The sequence below is a fragment of the Kaistia defluvii genome (genome assembly GCF_026343955.1).
Classification (GTDB): domain Bacteria; phylum Pseudomonadota; class Alphaproteobacteria; order Rhizobiales; family Kaistiaceae; genus Kaistia; species Kaistia defluvii.
This window is the reverse complement of record NZ_JAPKNI010000004.1, coordinates 500,333-521,582: the sequence shown is the minus strand read 5'-3', so window position 1 is coordinate 521,582 and position 21,250 is coordinate 500,333. Positions and strand designations below refer to the sequence as shown.

23 protein-coding genes are annotated in these 21,250 nt (G+C 66.7%); 12 read left to right on the top strand and 11 right to left on the bottom strand.

All coding sequences use genetic code 11. The features are described from left to right. Positions 1-85: 85 nt before the first annotated feature. Together OSH10_RS13410 and OSH10_RS13405 are read right to left on the bottom strand one after the other, a co-directional pair. On the bottom strand, positions 86-271 hold the full coding sequence (locus OSH10_RS13410) for a hypothetical protein (protein WP_266332276.1): 186 nt from the start codon (positions 269-271) through the stop codon (positions 86-88). A gap of 26 nt (positions 272-297) precedes the next feature. Beyond that, positions 298-483 (bottom strand): hypothetical protein, encoded by a 186-nt coding sequence (locus tag OSH10_RS13405; protein ID WP_266332274.1) that lies wholly within the window; start codon positions 481-483, stop codon positions 298-300. 89 nt (positions 484-572) lie between these two features. Between OSH10_RS13405 and OSH10_RS13400 the strand changes: the two genes are divergently transcribed. From OSH10_RS13400 to OSH10_RS13390, 3 genes are all read left to right on the top strand, one after another. Beyond that, a complete protein-coding gene (locus OSH10_RS13400) occupies positions 573-1,454 on the top strand; it encodes a LysR substrate-binding domain-containing protein (RefSeq protein WP_266332273.1) in 882 nt (293 codons plus the stop codon). Between the two features lie 177 nt (positions 1,455-1,631). After that, positions 1,632-2,222 (top strand): NUDIX domain-containing protein, encoded by a 591-nt coding sequence (locus OSH10_RS13395; RefSeq protein ID WP_266332272.1) that lies wholly within the window; start codon positions 1,632-1,634, stop codon positions 2,220-2,222. A 50-nt stretch (positions 2,223-2,272) separates the two neighbouring features. Next, positions 2,273-2,437, top strand: coding sequence for a hypothetical protein (locus OSH10_RS13390; protein ID WP_266332271.1), 165 nt, complete (start codon positions 2,273-2,275; stop codon positions 2,435-2,437). 16 nt (positions 2,438-2,453) lie between these two features. Here the strand turns inward: OSH10_RS13390 and OSH10_RS13385 are convergent, their stop codons facing one another. Beyond that, on the bottom strand, positions 2,454-3,620 hold the full coding sequence (locus OSH10_RS13385; protein ID WP_266332270.1) for an Mrp/NBP35 family ATP-binding protein: 1,167 nt from the start codon (positions 3,618-3,620) through the stop codon (positions 2,454-2,456). Positions 3,621-4,059: 439 nt separating this feature from the next. Here OSH10_RS13385 and OSH10_RS13380 point away from each other — a divergent pair, with 439 nt between their 5' ends. Next, entirely contained in the window at positions 4,060-5,352 is a 1,293-nt protein-coding gene (locus tag OSH10_RS13380) for a porin (protein ID WP_266332269.1), read from the top strand. A 240-nt stretch (positions 5,353-5,592) separates the two neighbouring features. Next, complete coding sequence (gene recO, locus OSH10_RS13375; RefSeq protein ID WP_266332268.1) at positions 5,593-6,342, top strand: DNA repair protein RecO; 750 nt, start codon at positions 5,593-5,595, stop codon at positions 6,340-6,342. Between the two features lie 52 nt (positions 6,343-6,394). Here the strand turns inward: recO and OSH10_RS13370 are convergent, their stop codons facing one another. After that, positions 6,395-6,712, bottom strand: coding sequence for a hypothetical protein (locus OSH10_RS13370; protein WP_266332267.1), 318 nt, complete (start codon positions 6,710-6,712; stop codon positions 6,395-6,397). Positions 6,713-6,923: 211 nt separating this feature from the next. Between OSH10_RS13370 and OSH10_RS13365 the strand changes: the two genes are divergently transcribed. The 3 genes from OSH10_RS13365 (at position 6,924) to OSH10_RS13355 (ending at position 9,308) form a co-directional block, all read left to right on the top strand. Further along, positions 6,924-7,616, top strand: a complete 693-nt coding sequence (locus OSH10_RS13365; RefSeq protein WP_266332266.1) for a DUF1045 domain-containing protein — start codon at positions 6,924-6,926, stop codon at positions 7,614-7,616. Continuing rightward, on the top strand, positions 7,616-8,752 hold the full coding sequence (locus OSH10_RS13360) for an alpha-D-ribose 1-methylphosphonate 5-triphosphate diphosphatase (RefSeq protein ID WP_266332264.1): 1,137 nt from the start codon (positions 7,616-7,618) through the stop codon (positions 8,750-8,752). The genes OSH10_RS13365 and OSH10_RS13360 overlap by 1 nt, the downstream gene beginning before the upstream one ends. Before the next feature lie 103 nt (positions 8,753-8,855). After that, on the top strand, positions 8,856-9,308 hold the full coding sequence (locus tag OSH10_RS13355; protein WP_266332263.1) for an SgcJ/EcaC family oxidoreductase: 453 nt from the start codon (positions 8,856-8,858) through the stop codon (positions 9,306-9,308). 95 nt (positions 9,309-9,403) lie between these two features. Here OSH10_RS13355 and OSH10_RS13350 read toward each other — a convergent pair whose 3' ends face one another. Beyond that, positions 9,404-9,934 carry a L,D-transpeptidase gene (locus OSH10_RS13350; RefSeq protein ID WP_266332261.1) on the bottom strand — a complete coding sequence of 177 codons (531 nt, stop codon included), beginning with the start codon at positions 9,932-9,934 and terminating at the stop codon, positions 9,404-9,406. A gap of 75 nt (positions 9,935-10,009) precedes the next feature. After that, on the bottom strand, positions 10,010-10,453 hold the full coding sequence (locus tag OSH10_RS13345) for a L,D-transpeptidase (RefSeq protein WP_266332260.1): 444 nt from the start codon (positions 10,451-10,453) through the stop codon (positions 10,010-10,012). Between the two features lie 285 nt (positions 10,454-10,738). Here OSH10_RS13345 and panB point away from each other — a divergent pair, with 285 nt between their 5' ends. From panB to OSH10_RS13325, 4 genes are all read left to right on the top strand, one after another. Further along, entirely contained in the window at positions 10,739-11,593 is an 855-nt protein-coding gene (panB, locus tag OSH10_RS13340; protein WP_266332259.1) for a 3-methyl-2-oxobutanoate hydroxymethyltransferase, read from the top strand. Positions 11,594-11,814: 221 nt separating this feature from the next. Continuing rightward, on the top strand, positions 11,815-12,492 hold the full coding sequence (locus OSH10_RS13335) for a tetratricopeptide repeat protein (RefSeq protein WP_266332258.1): 678 nt from the start codon (positions 11,815-11,817) through the stop codon (positions 12,490-12,492). A gap of 140 nt (positions 12,493-12,632) precedes the next feature. Continuing rightward, a complete protein-coding gene (gene der / locus OSH10_RS13330; protein WP_266332257.1) occupies positions 12,633-14,048 on the top strand; it encodes a ribosome biogenesis GTPase Der in 1,416 nt (471 codons plus the stop codon). Positions 14,049-14,226: 178 nt separating this feature from the next. Next, positions 14,227-15,234 (top strand): hydroxyacid dehydrogenase, encoded by a 1,008-nt coding sequence (locus tag OSH10_RS13325; RefSeq protein WP_266332256.1) that lies wholly within the window; start codon positions 14,227-14,229, stop codon positions 15,232-15,234. 260 nt (positions 15,235-15,494) lie between these two features. Here OSH10_RS13325 and OSH10_RS13320 read toward each other — a convergent pair whose 3' ends face one another. The 5 genes from OSH10_RS13320 to alr all read right to left on the bottom strand — a co-directional run bounded on the left by OSH10_RS13320 (position 15,495) and on the right by alr (position 21,214). Next, the gene (locus OSH10_RS13320) at positions 15,495-16,232 is read right to left on the bottom strand and encodes an SDR family NAD(P)-dependent oxidoreductase (RefSeq protein ID WP_266332255.1); all 738 of its coding nucleotides are present in this window, start codon (positions 16,230-16,232) and stop codon (positions 15,495-15,497) included. Between the two features lie 101 nt (positions 16,233-16,333). Next, positions 16,334-17,800 (bottom strand): amidophosphoribosyltransferase, encoded by a 1,467-nt coding sequence (gene purF, locus OSH10_RS13315; RefSeq protein ID WP_266332254.1) that lies wholly within the window; start codon positions 17,798-17,800, stop codon positions 16,334-16,336. A gap of 68 nt (positions 17,801-17,868) precedes the next feature. Continuing rightward, on the bottom strand, positions 17,869-18,573 hold the full coding sequence (locus tag OSH10_RS13310) for a CvpA family protein (RefSeq protein ID WP_266332253.1): 705 nt from the start codon (positions 18,571-18,573) through the stop codon (positions 17,869-17,871). 56 nt (positions 18,574-18,629) lie between these two features. Then, on the bottom strand, positions 18,630-20,084 hold the full coding sequence (radA, locus tag OSH10_RS13305) for a DNA repair protein RadA (RefSeq protein ID WP_266332252.1): 1,455 nt from the start codon (positions 20,082-20,084) through the stop codon (positions 18,630-18,632). Next, on the bottom strand, positions 20,084-21,214 hold the full coding sequence (gene alr, locus OSH10_RS13300) for an alanine racemase (RefSeq protein WP_266332251.1): 1,131 nt from the start codon (positions 21,212-21,214) through the stop codon (positions 20,084-20,086). The genes radA and alr overlap by 1 nt, the downstream gene beginning before the upstream one ends. Between the last annotated feature and the right edge of the window lie 36 nt (positions 21,215-21,250).

Genomic DNA, 21,250 nt, shown 5'->3' with positions numbered 1-21,250 from the left:
AGAGGTTAAAAATGGTGACCACGTCATCGGGCGCGCCCTCGTCTCCCACGGGAGGGGAGGGCCGTTTGCCGGTCAGGCAGCGCGGCTATTCCAGTTGCTGGTCGCGATCCTCTCCCGAAAGCGCCATCGTCGTCTGCGGCAGCTTCTTCTCGGAAGGCCGCGCATGCAGCACGGCGGCCGCCAGGCACGGGTTCAGAGCCTTGTAGTGGCTCTGCAGATTTTCCTCGCGCGGGCCGGTCTGGGTCGCGAGGGTCGCTTGCTGTCTGGGCATTCTCTACTCCTCTCCCAGCCGCTGCATTACGCACAGCGACTGTCTGGTTGCGGTTGAAACGCCTGCGGGGCCTCGACCGCCTCCGGACCGATCGGCAGATCGGCCAACTCGCGGACAGTCAAATCCCAAACTGCGTTCGCATTGTGGGCGACGGGCTCCGGCGCGACCGCCCATTCGATAAGGGTGCGAAAGAGTCCATGGATCGTCATCATCGATCTCCTCGGCTGACGCTGAGGCAAGATGGTCCTAAATCCTTCGCGGCACCATCGACATGATCTCGGTCACACTTTAGAAAAACTATATGACCGAAGCTTTCAAAGTCCCGCTCAACGCGCTCAGGGCTATAGAAATCGTCGCCCGTTCGGGAACCCTTGCCACCGCCGCGGCGGAACTGGGCGTCACGCCCGGCGCTGTCAGCCAGCATATTAAGCGCGCCGAGGCGCGACTCGGCGTTCATCTTTTCGAGCGCACGCCGCGAGGTCTGGTCGCGACGCCGGCGCTGGAAGCCGCCCTGCCGCCGCTGCAGGCAGGTTTCCGCTCGCTTGCCGAGGCGCTCGCGATCATCGATGGCGACCAGCGCGGTATGCTGACGATCACCACGGCCCCGACCTTCGCGGCGCGCTGGCTGGTGCAGCGGCTGGGCCATTTCACCCGCGCCCACCCCGAGATCGAGATCCGCTTCGTGGCGACGACCGATGTCATCGATCTCGCGCGCAGCGACGTCGATTGCGCGATACGGCTCGGGCGGGGCGCCTGGCCGGGCGTGGTGGCCGAACCGCTGACGGCGCAGCCCTTCTTCCCGGTCTGCGCGCCGCAATGGCGCGACAGGCTGCGCCGGCCCGCCGACCTGGCCGACGTCCCCGTGATCGCCGACGAGGGTGCGCTGGTGGATTGGGATGCCTGGTTCCTGGCTACGGGATCGGCGCCGGTCAAGTTGACGGGGCCGTCCTATACCGATCCGGTGCTGGCGCTGGAGGCGGCCCTGGCGGGGCAGGGGGTGATGCTGGCCTGGCAGATGGTGGTCGCCGACGCGCTGGCCGCCGGCCGGCTGATCCGGCCTTTCTCGCAGGAGGCGATGACCGATCTCGCCTATTGGTTCGTGACGACGGAGGCGAAGGCACGCATCCGCAAGGTCCGCCTGTTCCGCACCTGGCTGTTGGACCAGATGGCGATCTCGCCCTAGCGTTTTCGAGCGAACCGGGCACCGGCTTCGCGCGAAGACAACGCGATCAAGCAGAGGCGCGGGCGCCGGCGATTTCAGCTTTGATAAGGCGTTTCGTGCTGAACTAGGGTCGACGCGGAAGCCAGGCGCCATGGCGCAACGGCTTCGTTTGGCTGGGACGGACGGCAAGGAAATCGCATGACGGATTGGAATGACCGGGTTCGCGAGCGCGAGCGCATCCTGCTCTCGGATAGCTGGGGCAGGCTCTACAAGAACATCTTCGACTATCGCCGCTCGGACGGAAGCTGGCAGACCCAGACGCGCGAGACCTATGATCGCGGCGATGGCGCCGCCGTGCTGCCCTATGATCCCGATCGCGGCACCGTGCTGCTGATCCGCCAGTTCCGCTATCCGGCCTGGGTGCGCGGCCATCACGAGCCGCTGGTCGAGGTCTGCGCCGGCCTGCTCGACGCCGACGATCCCTTCACCTGCATCAAGAAGGAGGCCGAGGAGGAGCTTGGCGTCACGCTCGAGGCACCGGTGCGCGTGATGATTCCGTTCATGTCGCCCGGCAGCGTCGTCGAGCAGTTGCACCTCTTCGTCGCCCGCTACTCGCCGCGCGACCGCACCGGCGATGGCGGCGGCCACGAGAATGAGGGCGAGGACATCGAGGTGCTGGAGCTTCCCTTCGCCGAGGCGCTGGCGATGATCGATGACGGCCGCATCTGTGACGCCAAGACGATCCTGCTGATCCAGCACGCCGCGCTGAAGCGCCTGCTCAAGCCCTGAATCAGCGCTCGCCTTCCGCCTCGCGCCTGGAGCCCTGGACCGATACGGCGGTGGCGATCCTCGACGAAGCCGAGAGCCGCAAGCCCATCCGCAAGCGCTTCACCGTCGGCGTAAATCCGAATCAGAAGCCGCCCGGAGCGGTCCAGGCGGCGTTTTTGCTGGAGAGCACGGCGAGACGATCCGCCACCCTTCACCTCTCCCGCCGGGAGAGGTGAAGGGTCATCGGCGTGTTCACTCGATCACGATGTTTGGGGCCTGCCTTGCGCCGGCGCCGCCGGATACCGCTGCCCAGATCTTGGCGGCAATCTCCTTGTAGACGCGGGCATGCGGGCTGTCGGGCTGGCTCGCCGTGATCGGCTTGCCGCTGTCCGAGGTCTCGCGGATGACCATTTCCAGCGGCACTTCCCCCAGGAACGGCACGTCGAGCCGCTCCGCCTCGCGCTTGGCGCCGCCATGGCCGAAGATGTCGTAGCGGGCGCCGGTATCGGGCGCGATGAAATAGCTCATGTTCTCGACGATGCCGAGCAGCGGCACGTCCACCTTGCGGAACATGGCGAGACCCTTGCGCGCATCGATCAAAGCAAGATCCTGCGGCGTCGAGACGATGACCGCGCCGGCGAGCGGCACCTGCTGCGCCATGGTCAATTGCGCGTCGCCCGTGCCGGGCGGCATGTCGACCACGAGAATGTCGAGCGGTGCCCAGGCGACCTCGCGCAGCATCTGCGTGATCGCCGACATCACCATCGGCCCGCGCCAGATCATCGGCGTCTCTTCCTCGACAAGGAAGCCCATCGACATCGCCTTGATGCCGAACGCCTCCATCGGCTTCAGCGTGCGCCCGTCGATCGTCTCCGGCCGGCCGGAAAGCCCGAGCAGGCGCGGCACCGACGGTCCATAGATATCGGCGTCGAGCAGGCCGACTTTCAGCCCGTTGGCGGCAAGCCCGAGCGCGATGTTGACGGCGGTGGTCGACTTGCCGACGCCGCCCTTGCCCGAGGCGACGGCGATGATCGCGGTGACGCCCGGAATGCCGGGCTTGCCCGAGGCCGACGGCCGGGCGGCGGCCGGGCGCGGCGGATGCGCGGCCGGCGACGAGGCCGTGGGCGCGGGGCGCGGCGGCGGGCTGCGGGTCTCGAGGGTGTTGCCCCGGCGCTCGGCCGTCAGGATCACCAGCGTGCTCTCGACGCCGTCCATCGCCCGCACGGCGGCGGCCGCCTTTTCGCGCAGCGGCTCCAGCTCGTTGGCGCGCGCCGCGTCGACGGTGATCGAGAACATCACCTTGCCCCCGTTGATCAGGATATCGGAGACCAGGCCGAGGCTGACGATGTCGCCCTTGCCATCCGGGCCTTCGACGGAGCGCAGCCGCTCGAGAATCGCATGTTGGTCGAGAGCGGTCATGGCGGACGGTCTTCCCTGTGGTTGGAATGAGGGGAGGGACATTAGCGCCGCGCGGGGCGGGATCAAGCGTTAGCCTGCGGCGCGGGCGAAACCGGGATTTTTCAAGAAATGCCCGGTAGTTATAAGGTTAACGGCCGTTAATCGTTCTTAGCCGGAGGTTAACGGCGGACGCAGTACGGAAGGGGCTTGGTGTTGCATTTCTGTCATAGCGCGTGAACGCGCTTTCGCTATGATCAGTTTTACGGAATCACGAGATGAGATTCCGGTTGCATCTGCCGGCCACCCTGGGGTGGGGGTCAATAAAAAGCGGATGCAGCTGAACGGGGATTAGGACTGACTTCGTACGAGCTGAAGAGAAGGGGTGATCCTGCGGGGTCTACTCTGAGGCGACGAGAAGAATGACATAGTCTCCTGGTTTTACCTTTTTGGAGGTCAGGATATGAACTTTAAGACCCTTCTCCTCGGCTCTGCAGCAGCCATGCTGATGGCTGGTGGCGCTCAGGCGGCGGATCTCACGGTCGCCGAGCCGGTTGACTACGTGAAGGTCTGCGACGCTTTCGGCGCCGGCTTCTTCTACTCGCCGGGCACGGACACGTGCATCAAGATCGGCGGCTACGTCAAGTTCGGTACCTCGTTCGGCAACAATTCCGATCTGGGCACCTTCAACGGCGCCTATCCGGACAGCAACTGGGGCAACTTCTACACGGAAGTTTCGATCCAGGCGACGGCTTCGTCGGTCACCGAATACGGTAACCTGACCGGCTTCATCGACATGCGCGCCAAGACCGGCAACTCGTCGGGCTCGGACGAGACGCTGTCCGACTACATCAACGCTTCGACGAACTCCGCTTACGTCGACAGCGCCTACCTCGAGCTCGGACCGCTCAAGGCTGGTTACTTCACCTCGCTGTTCGACTTCGGCCGCGGCTACAACGACACCGGCATGTTCGGTTCGGACTCGACCGTCGACCACATCCAGCTGACCTATGCCGTCAACGGCTTCGGTCTGGCTCTGTCGGTTGAAGACGGCCGTGATCGTGGCACGCTCGCCAACGGCTTCCTCTATGACGCTGGCAATCCGATCCCCTACTCGGAAGTCAATCAGGACAACGTTCCGGACGTCGTCGGCGCGATCACCTACGCTTCGGGTATCTTCAGCGCCAAGGTCGCTGCTGCCTACACGAACCAGTCGGTGTCGTACAACTATAACAACGACACGTTCGAGGGTGACTCGGGCTGGGCAATCGGCGGCGGTCTCGAGATCGCTCTCGACAGCTTCTCGGCTGGCGATCGCTTCTTCATCTCGGCTGCCTATGGCGACAACGCCAACTCCTACACCGGCATCTCCGGCGGTACGTCGGTTGCTGGCTTCGTCGGCCCGTACCTGAACAACGCGGTTGCTGTCCTGCCGGGCACCAGCTGGTCGGCCCTGGCTTCGTACAAGCACGTTTGGACCCCGCAGCTCTGGTCGTCGCTCTCGGGCGGTTACGCCAACTTTGACGGCACCGACTACACCCGTACCGGTCTCGGCATTGGTAGCGTCGGTCAGTACGATGCGAACGTCGATGCATGGCGCGTTGGCTTCACCACCGCCTACACCCCGGTCAAGGGTCTCGACCTGGTTGGCGACGTGTTCTACACGAACGTCAAGGTTGACGATCAGACCAACGGCATTGACGTGGTCGACGGCGACGCATGGACCTTCAACCTCTTCCTGAAGCGCTCCTGGTAATCTGACCTAAGGTCAGTTATCGAAGGCCCGGCTGAGCAATCAGCCGGGCTTTTTTGTTGTCTGGATTCCGGCGCTGCCGGATTGACGATCGCGTCGCGGGACGTGGCTTTGGCCGCCGGCACTCCCGAAAGCGTTTTCGAGCGAAGTGGGTACCGGTTCGCGTGGAGAAAACGCGACCCCGCAGTGAGATAGAGCGTTGCGCCGTTTCAGGGAAACGGTGAAAGGCTCTAGAATGCGCGCATGGAATGGACCGATCAGGGCCTGGTACTCGGCGTCCGGCAACAGGGCGAGGCGAGCGTCGTTCTCGAACTGATGACGGCTGCGCGCGGAAGGCATCTGGGTCTCGTGCGCGGCGGCCGGTCGCGTCGTCTTTCCCCCGTGCTCCAGCCCGGCAACACCGTGCAGGTCGTCTGGCGGGCGCGGCTTGACGACCATCTGGGCATCTTTACGGTCGAGCCGCTGGTGAGCCGGGCAGGGCGGCTGATGACCGATCCCGGCACGATCTTCGCCCTGCAGACCTTGACCGGCCATCTCCGCCTGCTGGCCGAGCGCGAGCCGCATCCCGCGCTGCATGGCGCGGTCGAGGCGGCGCTCGATGCCTTCGCGGCAGCGGATCGTCCGGAATTGCTGGATTTCGGGGCGTTCATCGCCCGGTTCGAGCTGGCGCTGCTCGAAGAGCTTGGCTACGGCCTCGACCTGTCGGTCTGCGCCGCGACGGGCGGGCGCGACGAACTGCATTATGTCTCGCCGAAGACCGGCCGAGCCGTCAGCCGCACCGGGGCGATCGGCTATGAGGACCGGCTGTTGCGGCTCGCGCCCTTCATGACCGGCGGCCCGAGCAATGGTGGTCCGCAGGAACTGCGCGACGCCTTCCGGCTGACCGGCCATTTCCTGGCGCGCCATGTCTATGGCCCGCGCGGCCTGCGCGAGCCGGTGGCGCGAACGGAATTCCTCACCCAGATCGATCGCCTGGTGGTTCAGCACGGCTGACGCGGGCGGCGCTCGCGCCACCCACGTCCGTCAGATCGCGAAAAAGAGGCGGTCAGCGCGCCCAGCAGAAATCGCGGACCTTGGGCGAATACTGGAACGGGTTGATCGCGATGTTGTAGCGGCAGCGGTTGGAGATCGCCAGTTGCATCTGCGGCGACAGCGAAGCCTTGAAGGCGGCGAGCGACGCGGTGTCGTTCGGCACGCTGGAGAGATCGAAGCCGAACACCTTCCAGTCCGGGATCGGCCCGGAATCGATGCCGCTCGTGGAGAAGTCGTTGGCACTGGTGGCCGAGGCGGGCGATGCCGAAAGCAGCATCGGTGCGGCCAGGAGTGCCAGCGCGAGGCCGAGGGCGGATTTGGACAGGCTCATAGGGATCCTCATTCGATCGTTCGACTGCAGGCTGTTCTTATAGACGGATATCGTTGTGGAACCGTGAAATACAACGCTCCAAGTTTCAGCAACGCGGCCCGGCGCGTGCTTTTCTCGATCCGTCATGCGCCGGCTCAATGTCTCCGTTCCGCCATGCGCCTCGGGTTACACTGTTCGTCCGCGATTCGGACGCTAACTGTCGAGATTCTCCTTGCGATACGCCATCTACGCCACGCCGCCCGCCGACCATCCCCTCGCGATGACCGCCGCCCGCTGGCTCGGACGCGATGCGTTCACGGGCGAGGATCACCCCCTGCCGCCGATCCAGGGTTTTTCCGGCGGCACGATCGAGGCCTATCTGGCGGATCCGGCGCGCTATGGTTTCCACGCGACGCTGAAGGCGCCCTTCACCCTGGCCGAAGGGCAGAGTGAAGCGGACCTGGTCGCGACCCTCGAGGCGTTCGCGGGCCAGACCGCCGCCGTCCTCGTTCCGGAACTCGTCATCCGGCGCCTTGGCCGCTTCTTCGCCCTGGTGCCGAACGAGCGGGTGCCGGAGCTGGACGATCTCGCCGGCCGGATCGTGGCCGAATTCGAGCCCTTCCGCGCGCCGCTTTCGGAGGCCGATATCGCGCGCCGCCGCGTCGCCGGGCTGACGCTGGATGAGGAGACCAATCTGATCCGCTGGGGCTATCCCTATGTCTTCGACGCGTTCCGTTTCCATATGTCCCTGACGGGGCGCGTGCCGAAGGACGATGCCGAGGCCATGGCGACCGAGTTGAAGCAGCGTTTCGCGGAGTTCGACGGCAAACCGTTCGCGATCGACCGGCTCGGCCTGTTCATCGAGCCGGAGCGGGGCGCCCCGTTCCGCGTCCATCACGTCGCCATGCTGGCGGGAGCCGAGTGATGGCCGAACAGATCTTCTCCCATGCCCGGATCGTGCTCGAGGACGAGATTGTCGAGGGCAGCCTGCTCGTCCGCGACGGGCGGATCGCCGATTTCGATCATGGCGCCTCGCGCCATGGCGAGGATCTCCATGGCGATTTCCTGGTGCCGGGCTTCGTCGAGCTACACACCGACCATCTCGAAAGCCACTATGCGCCGCGCCCCGGCGTTCGCTGGGACCCGGTCGCCGCCGTGCAGGCGCATGACGCGCAGGTGGCCGGCGCCGGTATCACCACCGTGTTCGATGCGCTGCGCGTCGGCATGGATGAGGATGCCCGCACCTCGACCTCCGAAATGCAGAGGCTCGCTGACGCGATCGAGACGGCCAAGCGCGAGGACCGGCTGCGCGCCGACCACAGGCTCCACCTGCGCTGCGAGGTCTCCGCGCCGGACGTGCTCGACGGGCTCGCCGGCTTTCTCGACGTGCTGCCGGTCAAGCTGGTTTCGCTGATGGATCACTCTCCCGGCCAGCGCCAGTTTGCCAGCCTCGACAGCTATCGCGCCTTCTACCAGGGCAAGATGGGCATGTCGGACGCCGCCTATGAGGCGTTCGCCGCCAAGCGCATCGCCCAGGCGGATCAGTTTTCCGCCCGCCATCGCCGCGAGATCGTCGATCTCTGCCACCCGCGCGGCATCGCGGTGGCGAGCCATGACGACGCGACGGCGGCCCATGTCGACGAGGCGGCGTCGGATGGCGTCTCGATCGCCGAGTTCCCGACCACGATGGAGGCCGCCGCCGCGTCGCGCGCCGCGGATATCCGCGTTCTGATGGGCGCGCCCAACCTCGTTCGTGGCGGCTCGCATTCCGGCAATGTCTCGGCCGCCGTGCTGGCCGAGGCCGGGCAACTCGACATTCTCTCGTCGGACTACGTGCCGTTCAGCCTGATGATCGCGGTGTTCGCCCTGCCGGAGCTGGTGCCGTCGATCGGGCTGCCGGAAGCGGTGCGGCTGGTCACGCGCGCGCCGGCCGAGGCAGTGGGCCTAGCCGATCGGGGCGCGATCCGGCCGGGCCTGCGGGCCGATCTCGTCCGCGTGCGGGCCGGCGAGGGCGTGCCGGTCGTGCGCAGCGTCTGGCGCGAGGGCCAGCGCGTCTGCTGACGGCGCCCTCTCTTGCTCGCGCAGACGTGCACGGCTCGCGATTTGGATGGGTCTATGCTCCGTCGCCCGGATCGGGACGGTCCGTGGATTGGAGGAATTTCCCATGGCAACGCAGCAACATCCATCGCACCCGCATGCCGCGATGAACCCGATGAGCCGCAAGCTCGCCGACGAGATCCAGCCGCTGATGGACGAGGTCGCGGCGTGCATGGATCGCGGCGACGCGGCGGAAGCGGCAAAGCTGTTCACCGAGGACGCCACCGTCATCAGCCCGATGGGGCTGCGCGGCACGGGCAGGGCCGGCGTGCTGAAGGTCCTGGCCGCCGACATGGCGGCGATCCTCAAGGGTTCGCACAGCCGCTTCACCGTCGAAGCGGTGCGCCAGCTTGGCGATGCCGTCTTCATCGACGCCACCCATGAAGTCACCGGCTCGAGCGCCGGCGGCGGCCGCGCGATGGAATTGCACGTGGCCCTGCTCGCGCAGAAGAAGGGCGGCGCCTGGCGGCTGATGGAGGCGCGCCCCTATGTCTTCATGACCCCGCCGACGACCCACTGACCCCACTTCGCTGGAAAATGCTCCAGACGAAAACGCCGCCGAGGGGTGCGGCGGCGCTTTCGGGTCAGGAAATCAGGAAGGCGGGGGGCGGGCGCTTACTTCTCGACGATGATCGCCGTGCGCATCATGCCGATCTCGTTCACGGCCTTGAAGAACACTTCGGCATTCGCCTTGTCGAGGCGGACGCAGCCATGCGAGGCGGGGCGGCCGAGATTCTTCGTTTCGGTCGTCGCGTGCACGGCGATGCCGTCATTGAAGAACACCGAATAGGGCATCGGCGCGTTTTCATACTTCGTCGAATGGTGCATCTCGTCGAGATAGTCCGGGCGGAACTTGCCGGGCGGCGTCTCGAAGCCCTTGCGGCCGGTCGAAACCTTCCAGCTGTAGGTTTCCTTGACGCCATTGCCGCGATTGACGACGACGTCCATCTGCTGCTTGGCGAGATTGACCTTCGCGAACACGCCGGCAGGCCCCGGGAACAGCGAATTGGCCGAGGCGAATTGCGGCGCCGCGGTCAGCGCGATCGTGGCGATGGCGAGGGGAGCAAGCAGGCGGGCGAGCATGGCGGCGGTTCCGGGCGGGGTCAATTCGAGGGTCGGGGCGGCTGGTGATTGCCGCCCGCTCATGATGCTGTTCTAGCGGGCCACAACCGTTCCGTCAGTGACCTTCGTCACGCCATGGCCGCCGGCCACACGATTTTCTCAGCGTGTGATCACGACGCGCGCATTCTTCATGCCGCGCTCGGCGATCAACTGGTAGAGCGTGCGCGCATTTTCAGGCGCGAGCCGCACGCATCCATGCGACGCCGGACGGCCGAGCGAGCGCACATGCGGCGTACCGTGGATGGCGTAGCCACCGCGGAAGAAGACGGAGTTCGGCATCGGCGCCATGTCGTATTTGCGCGAATACCACATCCGGTGCATGCGGGTCGGGCGGTAGCTGCCGACCGGCGTGGTATAGCCGCGACGCGCCGTCGAGACGTCCCAGCCATAGCGGGCTCGACCATCCACATAGACGACCATCTGCTGCGAACTCAGATTGATGCGGGCGACGACATCGGCCCGCGCGGTTCCTGGCGCGGCGCCCAGGAGGGCGGCGAGCCCGATCGTCAAGGACAGGCCGAGAGCGGCAAGAGAACGGCGCATCGAAGTCTTCTCCCCGAAAAGGTCGCGTTTCATTTCCTCATGGTAGCAAGCAAAGACTGAACAACCGGTAATCTGGATGCCGAAACTCTTACGTAAAGGCAGGAGCCGTCTCAATTGCAACTGGCAGGTCTGCGCGCGCGGTGGTCGAACGCCGGCAGGAAGCATGCTAGCAAGTCTCCGCCGGGCGCCAACGGAACGATCCGGGCGTCGGGGGGGCGGTCGCAATGCGTTTGTCGAGCGCCTCAATCAGAAGACATATGGCTTCCGCGCCAAAGGAGACCTCTCATGTCCGTCGAGCCGCAGATCCGCCGCCTGAACGCGATCGATATCCTGAGCCGAAAGGGCGGCACGCCGATCGTGTCGCTGACCTCCTATCACGCGCATACCGCGGCGATCATGGATCCGCATGTCGACTTCATCCTGGTCGGCGATTCGCTCGGCATGGTGATGCACGGCCTGGAGAGTACGATTCCGGTCACGCTCGACATGATGATCCTGCAGGGTCTTGCGGTCATGCGCGGGTCGAAGCGGGCGCTCGTCGTGGTCGACATGCCGTTCGGCTCGTATGAGGAAAGTCCGCAGGCTGCTTTCCGCTCGGCGGCACGGATCATGAAGGAAACCGGCTGTGGCGCCGTGAAGATGGAGGGCGGGGTGCACATGGCGGAAACCGTGCGCTTCCTGACCCAGCGCGGCATCCCGGTCATGGGCCATATCGGCCTGACTCCGCAGTCGTTCAACACGATGGGCGGCTTCAAGGTGCAGGGGAAGACCGAGGCGAGCGTCGCGGCTGTCCTGGCGGATGCCAGGGCGATCGCCGATGCGGGCGCCTTCGCCCTCGTGGTCGAGGGCGTGATCGAGCCTGTGGCGCGCGAGATCACCCGGTCTGTGGCGATCCCCACCATCGGCATCGGCGCGTCGCCGGATTGCGACGGCCAGATCCTCGTCCTGGAGGACATGCTCGGCCTGTCCTCCCGCGTGCCGAAATTCGTCAAGAAGTTCGGCAATCTCGGCGGCCTGATCGGCGAGGCCATCTCGTCCTATGCCGAGGAAGTGAAGGCGCGGACCTTCCCCGCCCCGGAAAACGTCTACACGCTGAAGCCGCCGGCAGCGACCGATGCCGGCGCGAAGCCGAAGGGCTGATTCTCGACGGGATCGCGCCATGCTCCCTTGCGCGGATGGGAACGGCGCGGCGGGAGCCCGGAAACGGCCCGGACTCCTGCGCGATTTCGGCCGGATCCGCCTCTGGCATGACGCTGTGGCGAATCCTCTTGTTTCGCGGCTGAGAACCGCCATCGCCGATTTGCCAGCGCAGGGGCGCTTCGTTATGGTGCGCGCCGCTGACCGGAGCCGGAAAGAAGAGCATGACTGACATTTTTCACGAAGTCGAAGAGGACCTGCGCCGCGAACAGGCGAAGCGTCTCTGGACCCGCTTCGGACCTTACGTTCTTCTGGCAGCGGTTCTGATCGTCGTCGCCGTTGGCGGCTGGCGCGGCTGGCAATATTGGCGTGAGCAGCAGGCGGCCGCCGAGGGCGATCGTTTCGTCGCGGCGCTGAACCTGGCGAACGAGAACAAGCACGACGAAGCCATCCAGGCGCTCGACGCGATCGCAGCAACCGGCAGCGGCGGCTACCCGGTTCTCGCAAGCTTCCGCGCCGCGTCGGAGCTGGCCGCGACCAAGAAGACCGATGACGCCGTGAAGGCGTTCGACGCCATCGCGGCCAAGTCCGACACGCCGGCGCTGCTGAAGGCGATGGCGCGCCTGCGCGCGGCGCTGCTCGTCGTCGATACGGCGGATCTCGCGGCCATGCAGGCCCGCGTCGGCGATCTCGCGGCAGTTGGCGGTCCGTGGCGCCACAGCGCCCGCGAACTGCTCGGCATGACCGCTTGGCGCGTCGGCGATCTCGAAGCGGCGCGCGGCTATTTCCAGTCGATCGCCGACGATCCGGAAACGCCGCAGTCGATGCAGAGCCGGACGCAGCTGATGCTCGACCTGATCCGCTCCAAGATCGGCGCCGCACCGGCACCCGCCAAGAGCTGACGCCCGGTCGGGCGCCGAACCAATCGTTTTTCGTCGTTCCGGGGCCACGCGGGGCGTATTAGCCGGAACCTCGACGTGGCAGTATTTCGGGAAGTCGCGGACGCCGCGGCTTCCCGACGCCATTTGAGGCCGTATCTATCATGACCTTCACCGTCGCCATCATCGGCCGCCCCAATGTCGGCAAGTCGACCCTCTTCAACCGCCTCGTCGGCCAGAAGATCGCGATCGTCGACGACACGCCGGGCGTGACGCGCGACCGCCGTCCCGGCGAGGCCCGCATCGGCGATCTCTATTTCACGATCATCGATACGGCCGGCCTCGAAGATGCCGATCCCGAGACGCTGGAAGGCCGCATGCGCGCCCAGACCGAGATGGCGATCGAGGAGGCGGATGTCTCGCTGTTCCTGATCGACGCCCGTGTCGGCGTGACGCCGGTCGACGAGCATTTCGCGGAACTGCTGCGCCGCGTCGGCAAGCCGGTGGTGCTGGTCGCCAACAAGGCCGAGGGCAAGGTCGGCGAGAGCGGCGTGCTGGAGGCCTATTCGCTCGGCCTCGGCGAGCCGGTGGCGATCTCGGCCGAGCACGGCGAGGGCATGGCGGACCTGTTCGCGGCCCTGCTGCCGTTCGAGCGCGAGGAAGACGAGCTCTCCGACGAGGAAGACGATTTCGACGCGCCGCTGCCGATCGATCCGGAAACCGGCGAAGAAGTGGAGGCCCCGCTCGACCTCAACCGGCCGATCAAGGTTGCCATCGTCGGCCGCCCGAACGCCGGCAAGTCGACGCTGATCAACACCATGCTCGGCGAGGATCGCCTGCTGGTCGGCCCAGAGGCCGGCATTACGCGCGATTCGATCTCCGTCGACTGGACCTGGAACGACCGCCGCATCAAGCTGTTCGACACGGCCGGCATGCGCAAGAAGTCCCGCGTCATCGAGCACAAGCTGGAGCGGCTCTCGGTCGGCGATTCGCTGCGCGCCATCCGCTTCGCCGAAGTCGTCGTGCTGATGCTCGACGTGACCATTCCCTTCGAGAAGCAGGATCTGCAGATCGCCGATCTGGTCGCCCGCGAGGGCCGCGCGCTCGTCATCGCCTTCAACAAGTGGGATCTGGTCGAGGATCGCCAGGCCAAGATGGCCGAGCTTCGCGAGATGGCCGAGCGCCTGCTGCCGCAGGTGCGCGGCGTGCCGCTCGTGCCGCTTTCCGGCCTGACCGGGGCTGGCATCGACAAGCTGATGAGCGAACTGCTGAAGGTCTACGCGACCTGGAACCGCCGCATCCCCACCGCGGCGCTGAACCGCTGGCTGGCGAGCGTTCTGGAGCACCATCCGCCGCCGGCCGTCTCGGGCCGCCGCGTCAAGCTGCGCTACATGACCCAGCCCAAGGCGCGTCCGCCGACCTTCGTCGCCTTCTGCTCGCGCCCCGAAGCGCTGCCGGACGCCTATACGCGCTATCTGCTGAACGGCATCCGCGAGACCTTCAAGCTCGCCGCCGTGCCACTGCGGCTGCAATTGCGCAAGGGCGAAAACCCGTTCGAAAACAAGGCGAAGAAGCGCTAGGGTTTTTCAACCTGGAGCCCGTTCTTCACCTCTCCCTCAAGGAGAGGTCGGAGCGGAGCTCTAGTGAGGGTTTACGGCCTCTCCGGATGGTTCCCTGAACCCTCACCCGCCGCACTTCGTGCGTCGACCTCTCCCTCAGGGAGAGGTGGAGAGCAGCCCCACTCGAGGAGCCCGCGCCATGCCATCGCCCATCCGCGTCCTGATGACGGGCGATGACCTGCTGGAGCCGGCGTCGCGCATCCTTGATCCAATCGGCGCTGCCATCGAGACGATGAGCGGTCCGATCGACCCGGCGCGCATGATCGCGACGCTCTCGGCCAAACCGTTCGATGCCATCCTGGTGCGGGCCAACCCGCCGCTCGGCGCCGCCGTGCTCGATGCCGCCGGGCCCTCGCTGCGACTGATCTCCAAGATGGGGGCCGGCGTCGACAGCGTCGATCTCGCCGCAGCCACCGCGCGCTCCATCCCCGTGATGACGGCCGGCGACGCCAATGCCGATGCCACCGCCGAAATGGCGGTCGCGCTGATCCTGGCGATCCGGCGCGACGTCGTGCGGCTCGATGCGCGGCTGAAGGCCGGCCTTTGGGATCGCGGCCGCTACACTGCGACCGAGCTGCGCGGCCAGACGCTCGGCATTGTCGGCTTCGGCCGCATCGGCCGGCGCGTCGGCGAGATGGCGCGGGCGCTCGGCATGCGCGTCATCGCCTCCGGCAGGCCAGGTGCCGCCGCCTCGGCCGCCGCTGGAACCTCGACCGTGCCGCTGGAGCAACTCCTGGCCGAGAGCGACATTGTCAGCCTGCACTGCCCGATGGATGCGTCCAATCGCGGCTTCTTCAACCGGGAGGCGATCGCGCGGATGAAGCCGGGCGCCTTGCTGGTCAATACGGCGCGTGGCGGATTGCTGGACGAGGCGGATGTCGCCGAGGCGCTGGCCTCCGGCCGTCTGGGCGGGGCGGCGCTGGACACGTTGGCGGCCGAGCCGCCAAAGCCCGACAACCCGCTGCTGACCGCGCCCAATACCATCATCACCCCGCATATCGCAGCCGAGACGGCGGCGACGATGGAGCGCATCGCGTTGATGGGGGCGGAGAACGTCGTGAACTGGTTCGTCGGGCACGAGGTGATCGTCGACCGCGTCGTCAATCGCGCCGTGCTGCCGAAGCTGAAGGGTGTTTCGCTGCTTTAGCGGAGCCGGGCTGGCGTGCGCGCCAGCTTTCGGGCACGGCCCAGCGCCCCGGAGGGGAGGCGCGGCCTGGAAAGCAAGACCCTCACCCAACCCTCTCCCGCAGGCCGGCGAGGGCTTTCCGGCGAGCCAGTCATGGGTATGTCAGCCTGCACCGTCCGCTCCCAGGCCCGCTTGCGGGTGAGGGTGGCGGCTTTACCAGATGCCTGTACGGGAGGACCGCGCCATCAGGCGAGGCGACGGACATGTGAAAAGAAGAATGCCTACGCCAGGAAACGCGTGACGTTGCCGGTCGGGAATTCGAAGCGGGTGCCGTTGTCGGTGAAACCGGGCGCGATCATGCGGACGATGTCGGCCGCGACGACGCGCGGATGGTTTAGCGTCTCGGGATCCTCGCCGGGCTTGGCCTTGGCGCGCATCTGCGTGCGCAGGCGGCCGGGATCGAACAGATTCGCACGCACCGTGCTGGAATCGATCTCCGCCGCATAGGTGCGCACCAGCACTTCGAGCGCCGCCTTGGAGGCCGAATAGACGCCCCAATAGGGGCTGCAGTTGACCACCGCGCCGGAGCTCAGGAACAGTGCGCGGCCCGCGTCGGACTGGCGCAGCAGCGGATCGAGCGAGCGGATCAGGCGGTAATTGGCGGTGACGTTGACCGTCATCACCTCGTCCCAGATCTTCTGGTCGAGATGGGCGACGGGGGTGATGATGCCGAGTTGGCCGGCATTGCCGACAAGGCCGTCCAGCTTGCCCCAGCGCTCGTAGATCGAGAGCCCGAGCCGGTCGATCGCGTCGAGGTCGCGCAGATCGAGCGGCACGAGCGTCGCCGTGCCGCCCTTGGCCTGGATCGTGTCGTCCAACTCCTCGAGCGCGCCGACCGTGCGGGCGATGGCGATCACATGCGCGCCGGCTTCCGCGACCGCGAGCGCCGCGTTCCAGCCGATGCCGCGCGAGGCGCCAGTGACGACGACGATGCGGCCGGAAAGGTCGGGAGTGGTCACGGAAGACGTCCAATCAAGTTCTGGGTTCGCCCGGGGCGGGGCGCCGGAGGCGCCGCCTGTCCCGGGCAGACGGGAAGGAGAAAGGGGTGGCGAGCGGGCTATCAGCTCGCTTCGGCCAGTCGCTTCAGCGGCTGAACCTTGCCGCGATCTTCGAAATCGGCCAGCCGGGTCGGGTAATCGCCGGTGAAGCAGGCATCGCAGAACTGCGGCGCGTCGCCATTGCGCTGCGCCTCGCCGACGGCCCGGTAGAGCCCGTCGATCGAGAGGAAGGCGAGGCTGTCGGCCTTGATGAAATCGGCGATTTCCTGGACCGACATATGCGAGGCGATCAGCTTCGACTTCTCCGGCGTGTTGACGCCGTAGAAGCAGGAATCCTTGGTCGGCGGGCTGGCGATGCGCATGTGCACCTCGGCGGCGCCGGCGTCGCGGACCATCTGCACGATCTTCATCGAGGTGGTGCCGCGCACGATCGAATCGTCGACCAGCACGACGCGCTTGCCTTCGAGCACGCGCATATTGGCGTTGTGCTTCAGCTTGACGCCCATATGGCGGATGGCGTCGGTCGGTTCGATGAAGGTGCGGCCGACATAGTGGTTGCGGATGATGCCGAGATCGAACGGGATGCGGGCAGCCTCGGCATAGCCGATCGCGGCGGGGACGCCGGAATCCGGCACGGGCACGATGACGTCCGCATCGATGCCGCTTTCCAGCGCCAGTTCCGCGCCGATGCGCTTGCGGACGTGATAGACGCCGCGTCCATCGACGGAAGAGTCCGGCCGGGCGAAATAGACATATTCGAACATGCAGAAGCGCGAGGGCTGGCGTTCGAACGGGAAGAAGCTCTCAATGCCCTCATCGGTGATGATGACGACCTCGCCGGGAGCGATGTCGCGCACATAGTCGGCGCCGATGATGTCGAGCGCGCAGGTCTCGGAGGCGAGGATGTGCGCGTTTTCGAGCTTGCCGAGCACGAGCGGGCGAACGCCGAGCGGATCGCGGCAGCCCATCATCTTCTTTTCAGACAGAGCGACGAGCGAATAGGCGCCCTCGATGCGGCGGATCGCGTCGATGAAGCGGTCGAGCAACTGGCCGTGGATCGAGGTGGCGATCAGGTGGATGATCGTCTCGGTGTCGGAGGTCGACTGGAACAGCGAGCCGCGGCGCTGCAGTTCGCGCTTCAGCGTCATCGCATTGGTCAGGTTGCCGTTATGGGCGACGGCGAAGCCGCCGCCGGCGAATTCGGCGAACATAGGCTGGACGTTGCGCAGGCCGACGCCGCCGGTGGTGGCGTAGCGGTTGTGACCGATGGCGCGTCGGCCGGGCAGCCGGTCGATCACCGTCTTGCGGGTGAAGTTGTCGCCGACGAGGCCCATGTGGCGCTCGATCGAGAACTGGCGGCCGTCATGGGCGGCGATGCCGGCGGCCTCCTGGCCGCGATGCTGGAGGGCGTGCAGGCCGAGCGCGGTGAGCGCGGCCGCGTCGTCGTGTCCGAACACGCCGAACACGCCGCACTCCTCGTGGAAGTGATCATCGTCAGCGGGAGCTGGCAGCATGGAAAAATCGTCCATATGCGGTCCTTTTAGCCTGACGGGCGATCGGGGGCGGCGATCGCGTCAGGGATTGGTGCTTCCCCGGGTTAGTCCGGCGCCGGCGTCTGGTCCGGCTCTTCGGCCGGTGGGTCGCCGCTATTGTCGAACAGGTTGTCGAGACCTTGTCGTTCCTGCGTGCCGTAGCCCGGATTCGGCTGAGTCGGCTGGGCCGGGGCCGCATTGGGCGTCGCGTCCGGCGCGTCGTCGGCAGGCGCATCGGTCGGCGGCGTTGCTTCCTCGCCCTTGCCGTGCAGCCGGTCCTGAATGGTCTTCTCGATGTCTTCCGGCAGCGCCGCGACGAGCTTGTCCGCGAGTGACTTCAAGATAGGCGCGCTTTGCGCGTTCGCAACCCATGCCGGCTGCCGGTCCGACAGGATCCAGGACAGGAAGGCGAAGGCGATGACGACCAGCAGCAGGCCGCGCGCCAGGCCGAAGCAGAAGCCGAGAATGCGATCGAGCAGGCCGACGCGACTGTCGATCACGAAATCCGAGATCTTCATCGCGATGTAGCTGGCGATGATGAGCGCGACGAAGAAGATGCCGGCGGCGGTCGCGATGATCGCCACGTTCTTGTTGGCGATGTAGGGCTCCACGAAGGGAAGCAGCGACTTGTAGAAGAAGAAGGCGGCAGCGGCGGCGAGCGCCCAGGAGGCAACCGACAGAACTTCGCGGACAAAGCCGCGCACCATGGCCAGCATCGCCGAGATGAGAATGACGACAAAGACCACACCGTCAAGAATCGTGACCGGCATTCCTACGATGTCCCCTCGACCCGCGCTGCAGAAGGTTGCGCTTTAGCCCGTCGCCTTCATGAATCCAAGGCCTCATCGGCCACACTGGACCGCCGTCTTGCCGCCGGATCCGGGACGGCGCGTTGCTCTGGCCGCGTCCCCGAGGCCGCGATCATCGCAACAAGTCCGGCCAACTGGTCGATCCCCTGCAATCCGGGACCGAGGTTGGCCTCCTTGTCGATCGAGGCTGCCGGCAGCACCGCCCTGCCAAAACCAAGCTTCTGCGCCTCTTTCAGGCGCTGCGCAGCATGGACGACGGGTCGGACGGCTCCCGACAGACTGACCTCGCCGAAATAGACGCAATCCGCCGGCAGAGCAATACCGGAGAGCGAGGAGACCAGCGCGGAAGCAACCGCGAGATCCGCAGCCGGCTCGGTAATTTTCAGGCCGCCGGCGACTGCCAGATAGACATCGTTCGATCCGAGCTTCACGCCGCAATGCGATTCGAGCACGGCGATCACCATGGCGAGGCGGCCGGAGTCCCAGCCGACGACGGCGCGCCGTGGCGTGCCGAGCAGGGACGGGGCGACAAGCGCCTGGATCTCGACCAGGACGGGGCGCGATCCCTCCATCCCGGCGAACACCGCCGCTCCGGGCGAGGCGGCGTTGCGCTCGCCGAGGAAAAGCTCCGACGGATTGGGCACTTCGCGCAATCCGCTGCCGGTCATCTCGAACACGCCGATCTCGTCGGTGGCGCCGAAACGGTTCTTGACCGCGCGCAGGATGCGGAACTGCTTGCCGCCTTCGCCTTCGAAATAGAGCACGGCGTCGACCATGTGCTCGACGACGCGCGGGCCGGCGATCTGGCCGTCCTTGGTGACATGGCCGACCAGCACCAGGGTCGCGCCGGAGTGCTTGGCGTAGCGGATCATCGCCTGGGCCGAGGCGCGCACCTGCGTCACTGTGCCCGGCGCCGATTCGGCCGTTTCGGTCCAGAGCGTCTGGATCGAGTCGAGGATGACGAGGGCAGGGACGGGGCCTGCCTGCAGGGTGGCGAGGATGTCCTCGACGCTGGTCTCGGCGGCGAGCGCCACGGGCGTGTGGGCGACGCCCATGCGCTCGGCCCGCAGCCGCACCTGCGCGATCGCTTCCTCGCCGGAAATGTAGACGACGCGCTCGCCCTTGGCGGCCAGCGCGGCGGAGGCCTGCAGCAGCAGGGTCGACTTGCCGATGCCGGGATCACCGCCGACCAGCAGCGCCGAGCCGCGGACGAAGCCGCCGCCGGTGACGCGGTCCAGTTCGGCGATGCCGGAAGGGATGCGCGGCGTCTCGTTGCTGCCGCCGGAGAGCGCCTGCAGCTCGACGATGCGGCCGCGCTTGGCCGGGCCCTTGGCGGGGCCGCCGCCAATGCCGCCCGAGGCGCTTTCCTCGACCATCGTGTTCCATTCGCCGCAGGCTTCGCAGCGGCCCTGCCAGCGCGGGCTGACCGCGCCGCAGTTCTGGCAGATGTACTGGATCTTGGCCCGCGCCATCAGGCGTCTCCGAGGTAGTGCCGCGCATAGCGGGCGCCGAGGCTGGTCAGGAATTCATAGCTGATCGTGCCGGCCGCCGCCGCGACGTCGGCAACGGGCATGTTGGGGCCGAACAGCTCGACCCAGTCGCCGCGTCCGGCTTCCGGGATGTCGGTGACGTCGATCGCCATCAGGTCCATCGAGACGCGGCCGACCAGCGGCGCCACGCTGCCATGCAGGAAGGTCGCGGCGCCGGGCCGGCGGTCGGTCGAGCTTGCGCCGCGGTGATAGCCATCGGCATAGCCGGTCGAGAGGATGGCGATCCGGCTCGGCCGCGCCAGCGTCTGCGCCGCGCCATAGCCCACCGTCTGGCCCGCCGGCACGTCACGGATCTGCACGATGCGCGCCTCGGCGGTGACGACGGTCTCGAGCGGCGCCATGCCCTCGACGAAGGGGCCGCCATAGAGGCCGATGCCGGGGCGGACGAGGTCGAAGTGATAATCGGGGCCGAGCACGATGCCGGCCGTGTTGGCAAGCGACACCGGCAGGCCGGGGAACAGCGCCTTGACGTCCTGCATCGTGGCCAACTGGCTGGCATTGAGCGGATGGGCGGGCGTGTCGGCGCAGGCGAGATGGCTCATCACCAGGCTCAGTCCGAGCCGATCGACCAGACCGGCATCGGCGGCCAGTTCCTGCGCCTCGGCAAAGGTGACGCCGAGGCGGTTCATGCCGGTATCGACATGCAGCGCGGCGTTGCCGCTGCCGCCCGCGGCGCGATAGGCGGCCCATTCGTCCAACTCGCCGCTCGAGCCGATCACGGGACGCAGCGTCGCCTCGGCATGCACCGAGGCGAGGTCGGTGGCGAGACCGTTCAGCACATAGATCGTCGCATCCGGCATGGCGGCGCGGACCCGCAGTCCCTCGTCCGGCAGCGCCACGAAAAAGGTACGGCATCCGGCGCGTGCAAGGGCCCGTACGGCGGGTTCGACGCCGATGCCATAGGCATTGCCCTTCACGGCGGCGGCGGTCTCCGCGCGGCCCGCCCGCGCGGCGAGCGACTGCCAGTTTCTCGACAGCGCCGTGAGGTCGATCGTCAGCCGGTTGCCGGCTGTGACGGGCGCCTGGCTGGGGGTGGGATCTGATTGTTCCATCAGGGGAGGGTACGCGATTCTTGGCTGCCAGCGCGG

Coding starts and splice junctions, on each gene's coding strand:
- OSH10_RS13325 (WP_266332256.1), top strand. CDS start 14,227: ATGCCATCGCCCATCCGCGTCCTGATGACGGGCGATGACCTGCTGGAG.
- radA (WP_266332252.1), bottom strand. CDS start 20,084: ATGGCGCGGGCCAAGATCCAGTACATCTGCCAGAACTGCGGCGCGGTC.
- OSH10_RS13355 (WP_266332263.1), top strand. CDS start 8,856: ATGGCAACGCAGCAACATCCATCGCACCCGCATGCCGCGATGAACCCG.
- recO (WP_266332268.1), top strand. CDS start 5,593: ATGGAATGGACCGATCAGGGCCTGGTACTCGGCGTCCGGCAACAGGGC.
- OSH10_RS13385 (WP_266332270.1), bottom strand. CDS start 3,620: ATGACCGCTCTCGACCAACATGCGATTCTCGAGCGGCTGCGCTCCGTC.
- der (WP_266332257.1), top strand. CDS start 12,633: ATGACCTTCACCGTCGCCATCATCGGCCGCCCCAATGTCGGCAAGTCG.
- OSH10_RS13345 (WP_266332260.1), bottom strand. CDS start 10,453: ATGCGCCGTTCTCTTGCCGCTCTCGGCCTGTCCTTGACGATCGGGCTC.
- purF (WP_266332254.1), bottom strand. CDS start 17,800: ATGGACGATTTTTCCATGCTGCCAGCTCCCGCTGACGATGATCACTTC.
- OSH10_RS13410 (WP_266332276.1), bottom strand. CDS start 271: ATGCCCAGACAGCAAGCGACCCTCGCGACCCAGACCGGCCCGCGCGAG.
- alr (WP_266332251.1), bottom strand. CDS start 21,214: ATGGAACAATCAGATCCCACCCCCAGCCAGGCGCCCGTCACAGCCGGC.
- OSH10_RS13360 (WP_266332264.1), top strand. CDS start 7,616: ATGGCCGAACAGATCTTCTCCCATGCCCGGATCGTGCTCGAGGACGAG.
- OSH10_RS13395 (WP_266332272.1), top strand. CDS start 1,632: ATGACGGATTGGAATGACCGGGTTCGCGAGCGCGAGCGCATCCTGCTC.
- OSH10_RS13370 (WP_266332267.1), bottom strand. CDS start 6,712: ATGAGCCTGTCCAAATCCGCCCTCGGCCTCGCGCTGGCACTCCTGGCC.
- OSH10_RS13350 (WP_266332261.1), bottom strand. CDS start 9,934: ATGAGCGGGCGGCAATCACCAGCCGCCCCGACCCTCGAATTGACCCCG.
- OSH10_RS13380 (WP_266332269.1), top strand. CDS start 4,060: ATGAACTTTAAGACCCTTCTCCTCGGCTCTGCAGCAGCCATGCTGATG.
- OSH10_RS13335 (WP_266332258.1), top strand. CDS start 11,815: ATGACTGACATTTTTCACGAAGTCGAAGAGGACCTGCGCCGCGAACAG.
- panB (WP_266332259.1), top strand. CDS start 10,739: ATGTCCGTCGAGCCGCAGATCCGCCGCCTGAACGCGATCGATATCCTG.
- OSH10_RS13405 (WP_266332274.1), bottom strand. CDS start 483: ATGATGACGATCCATGGACTCTTTCGCACCCTTATCGAATGGGCGGTC.
- OSH10_RS13310 (WP_266332253.1), bottom strand. CDS start 18,573: ATGCCGGTCACGATTCTTGACGGTGTGGTCTTTGTCGTCATTCTCATC.
- OSH10_RS13400 (WP_266332273.1), top strand. CDS start 573: ATGACCGAAGCTTTCAAAGTCCCGCTCAACGCGCTCAGGGCTATAGAA.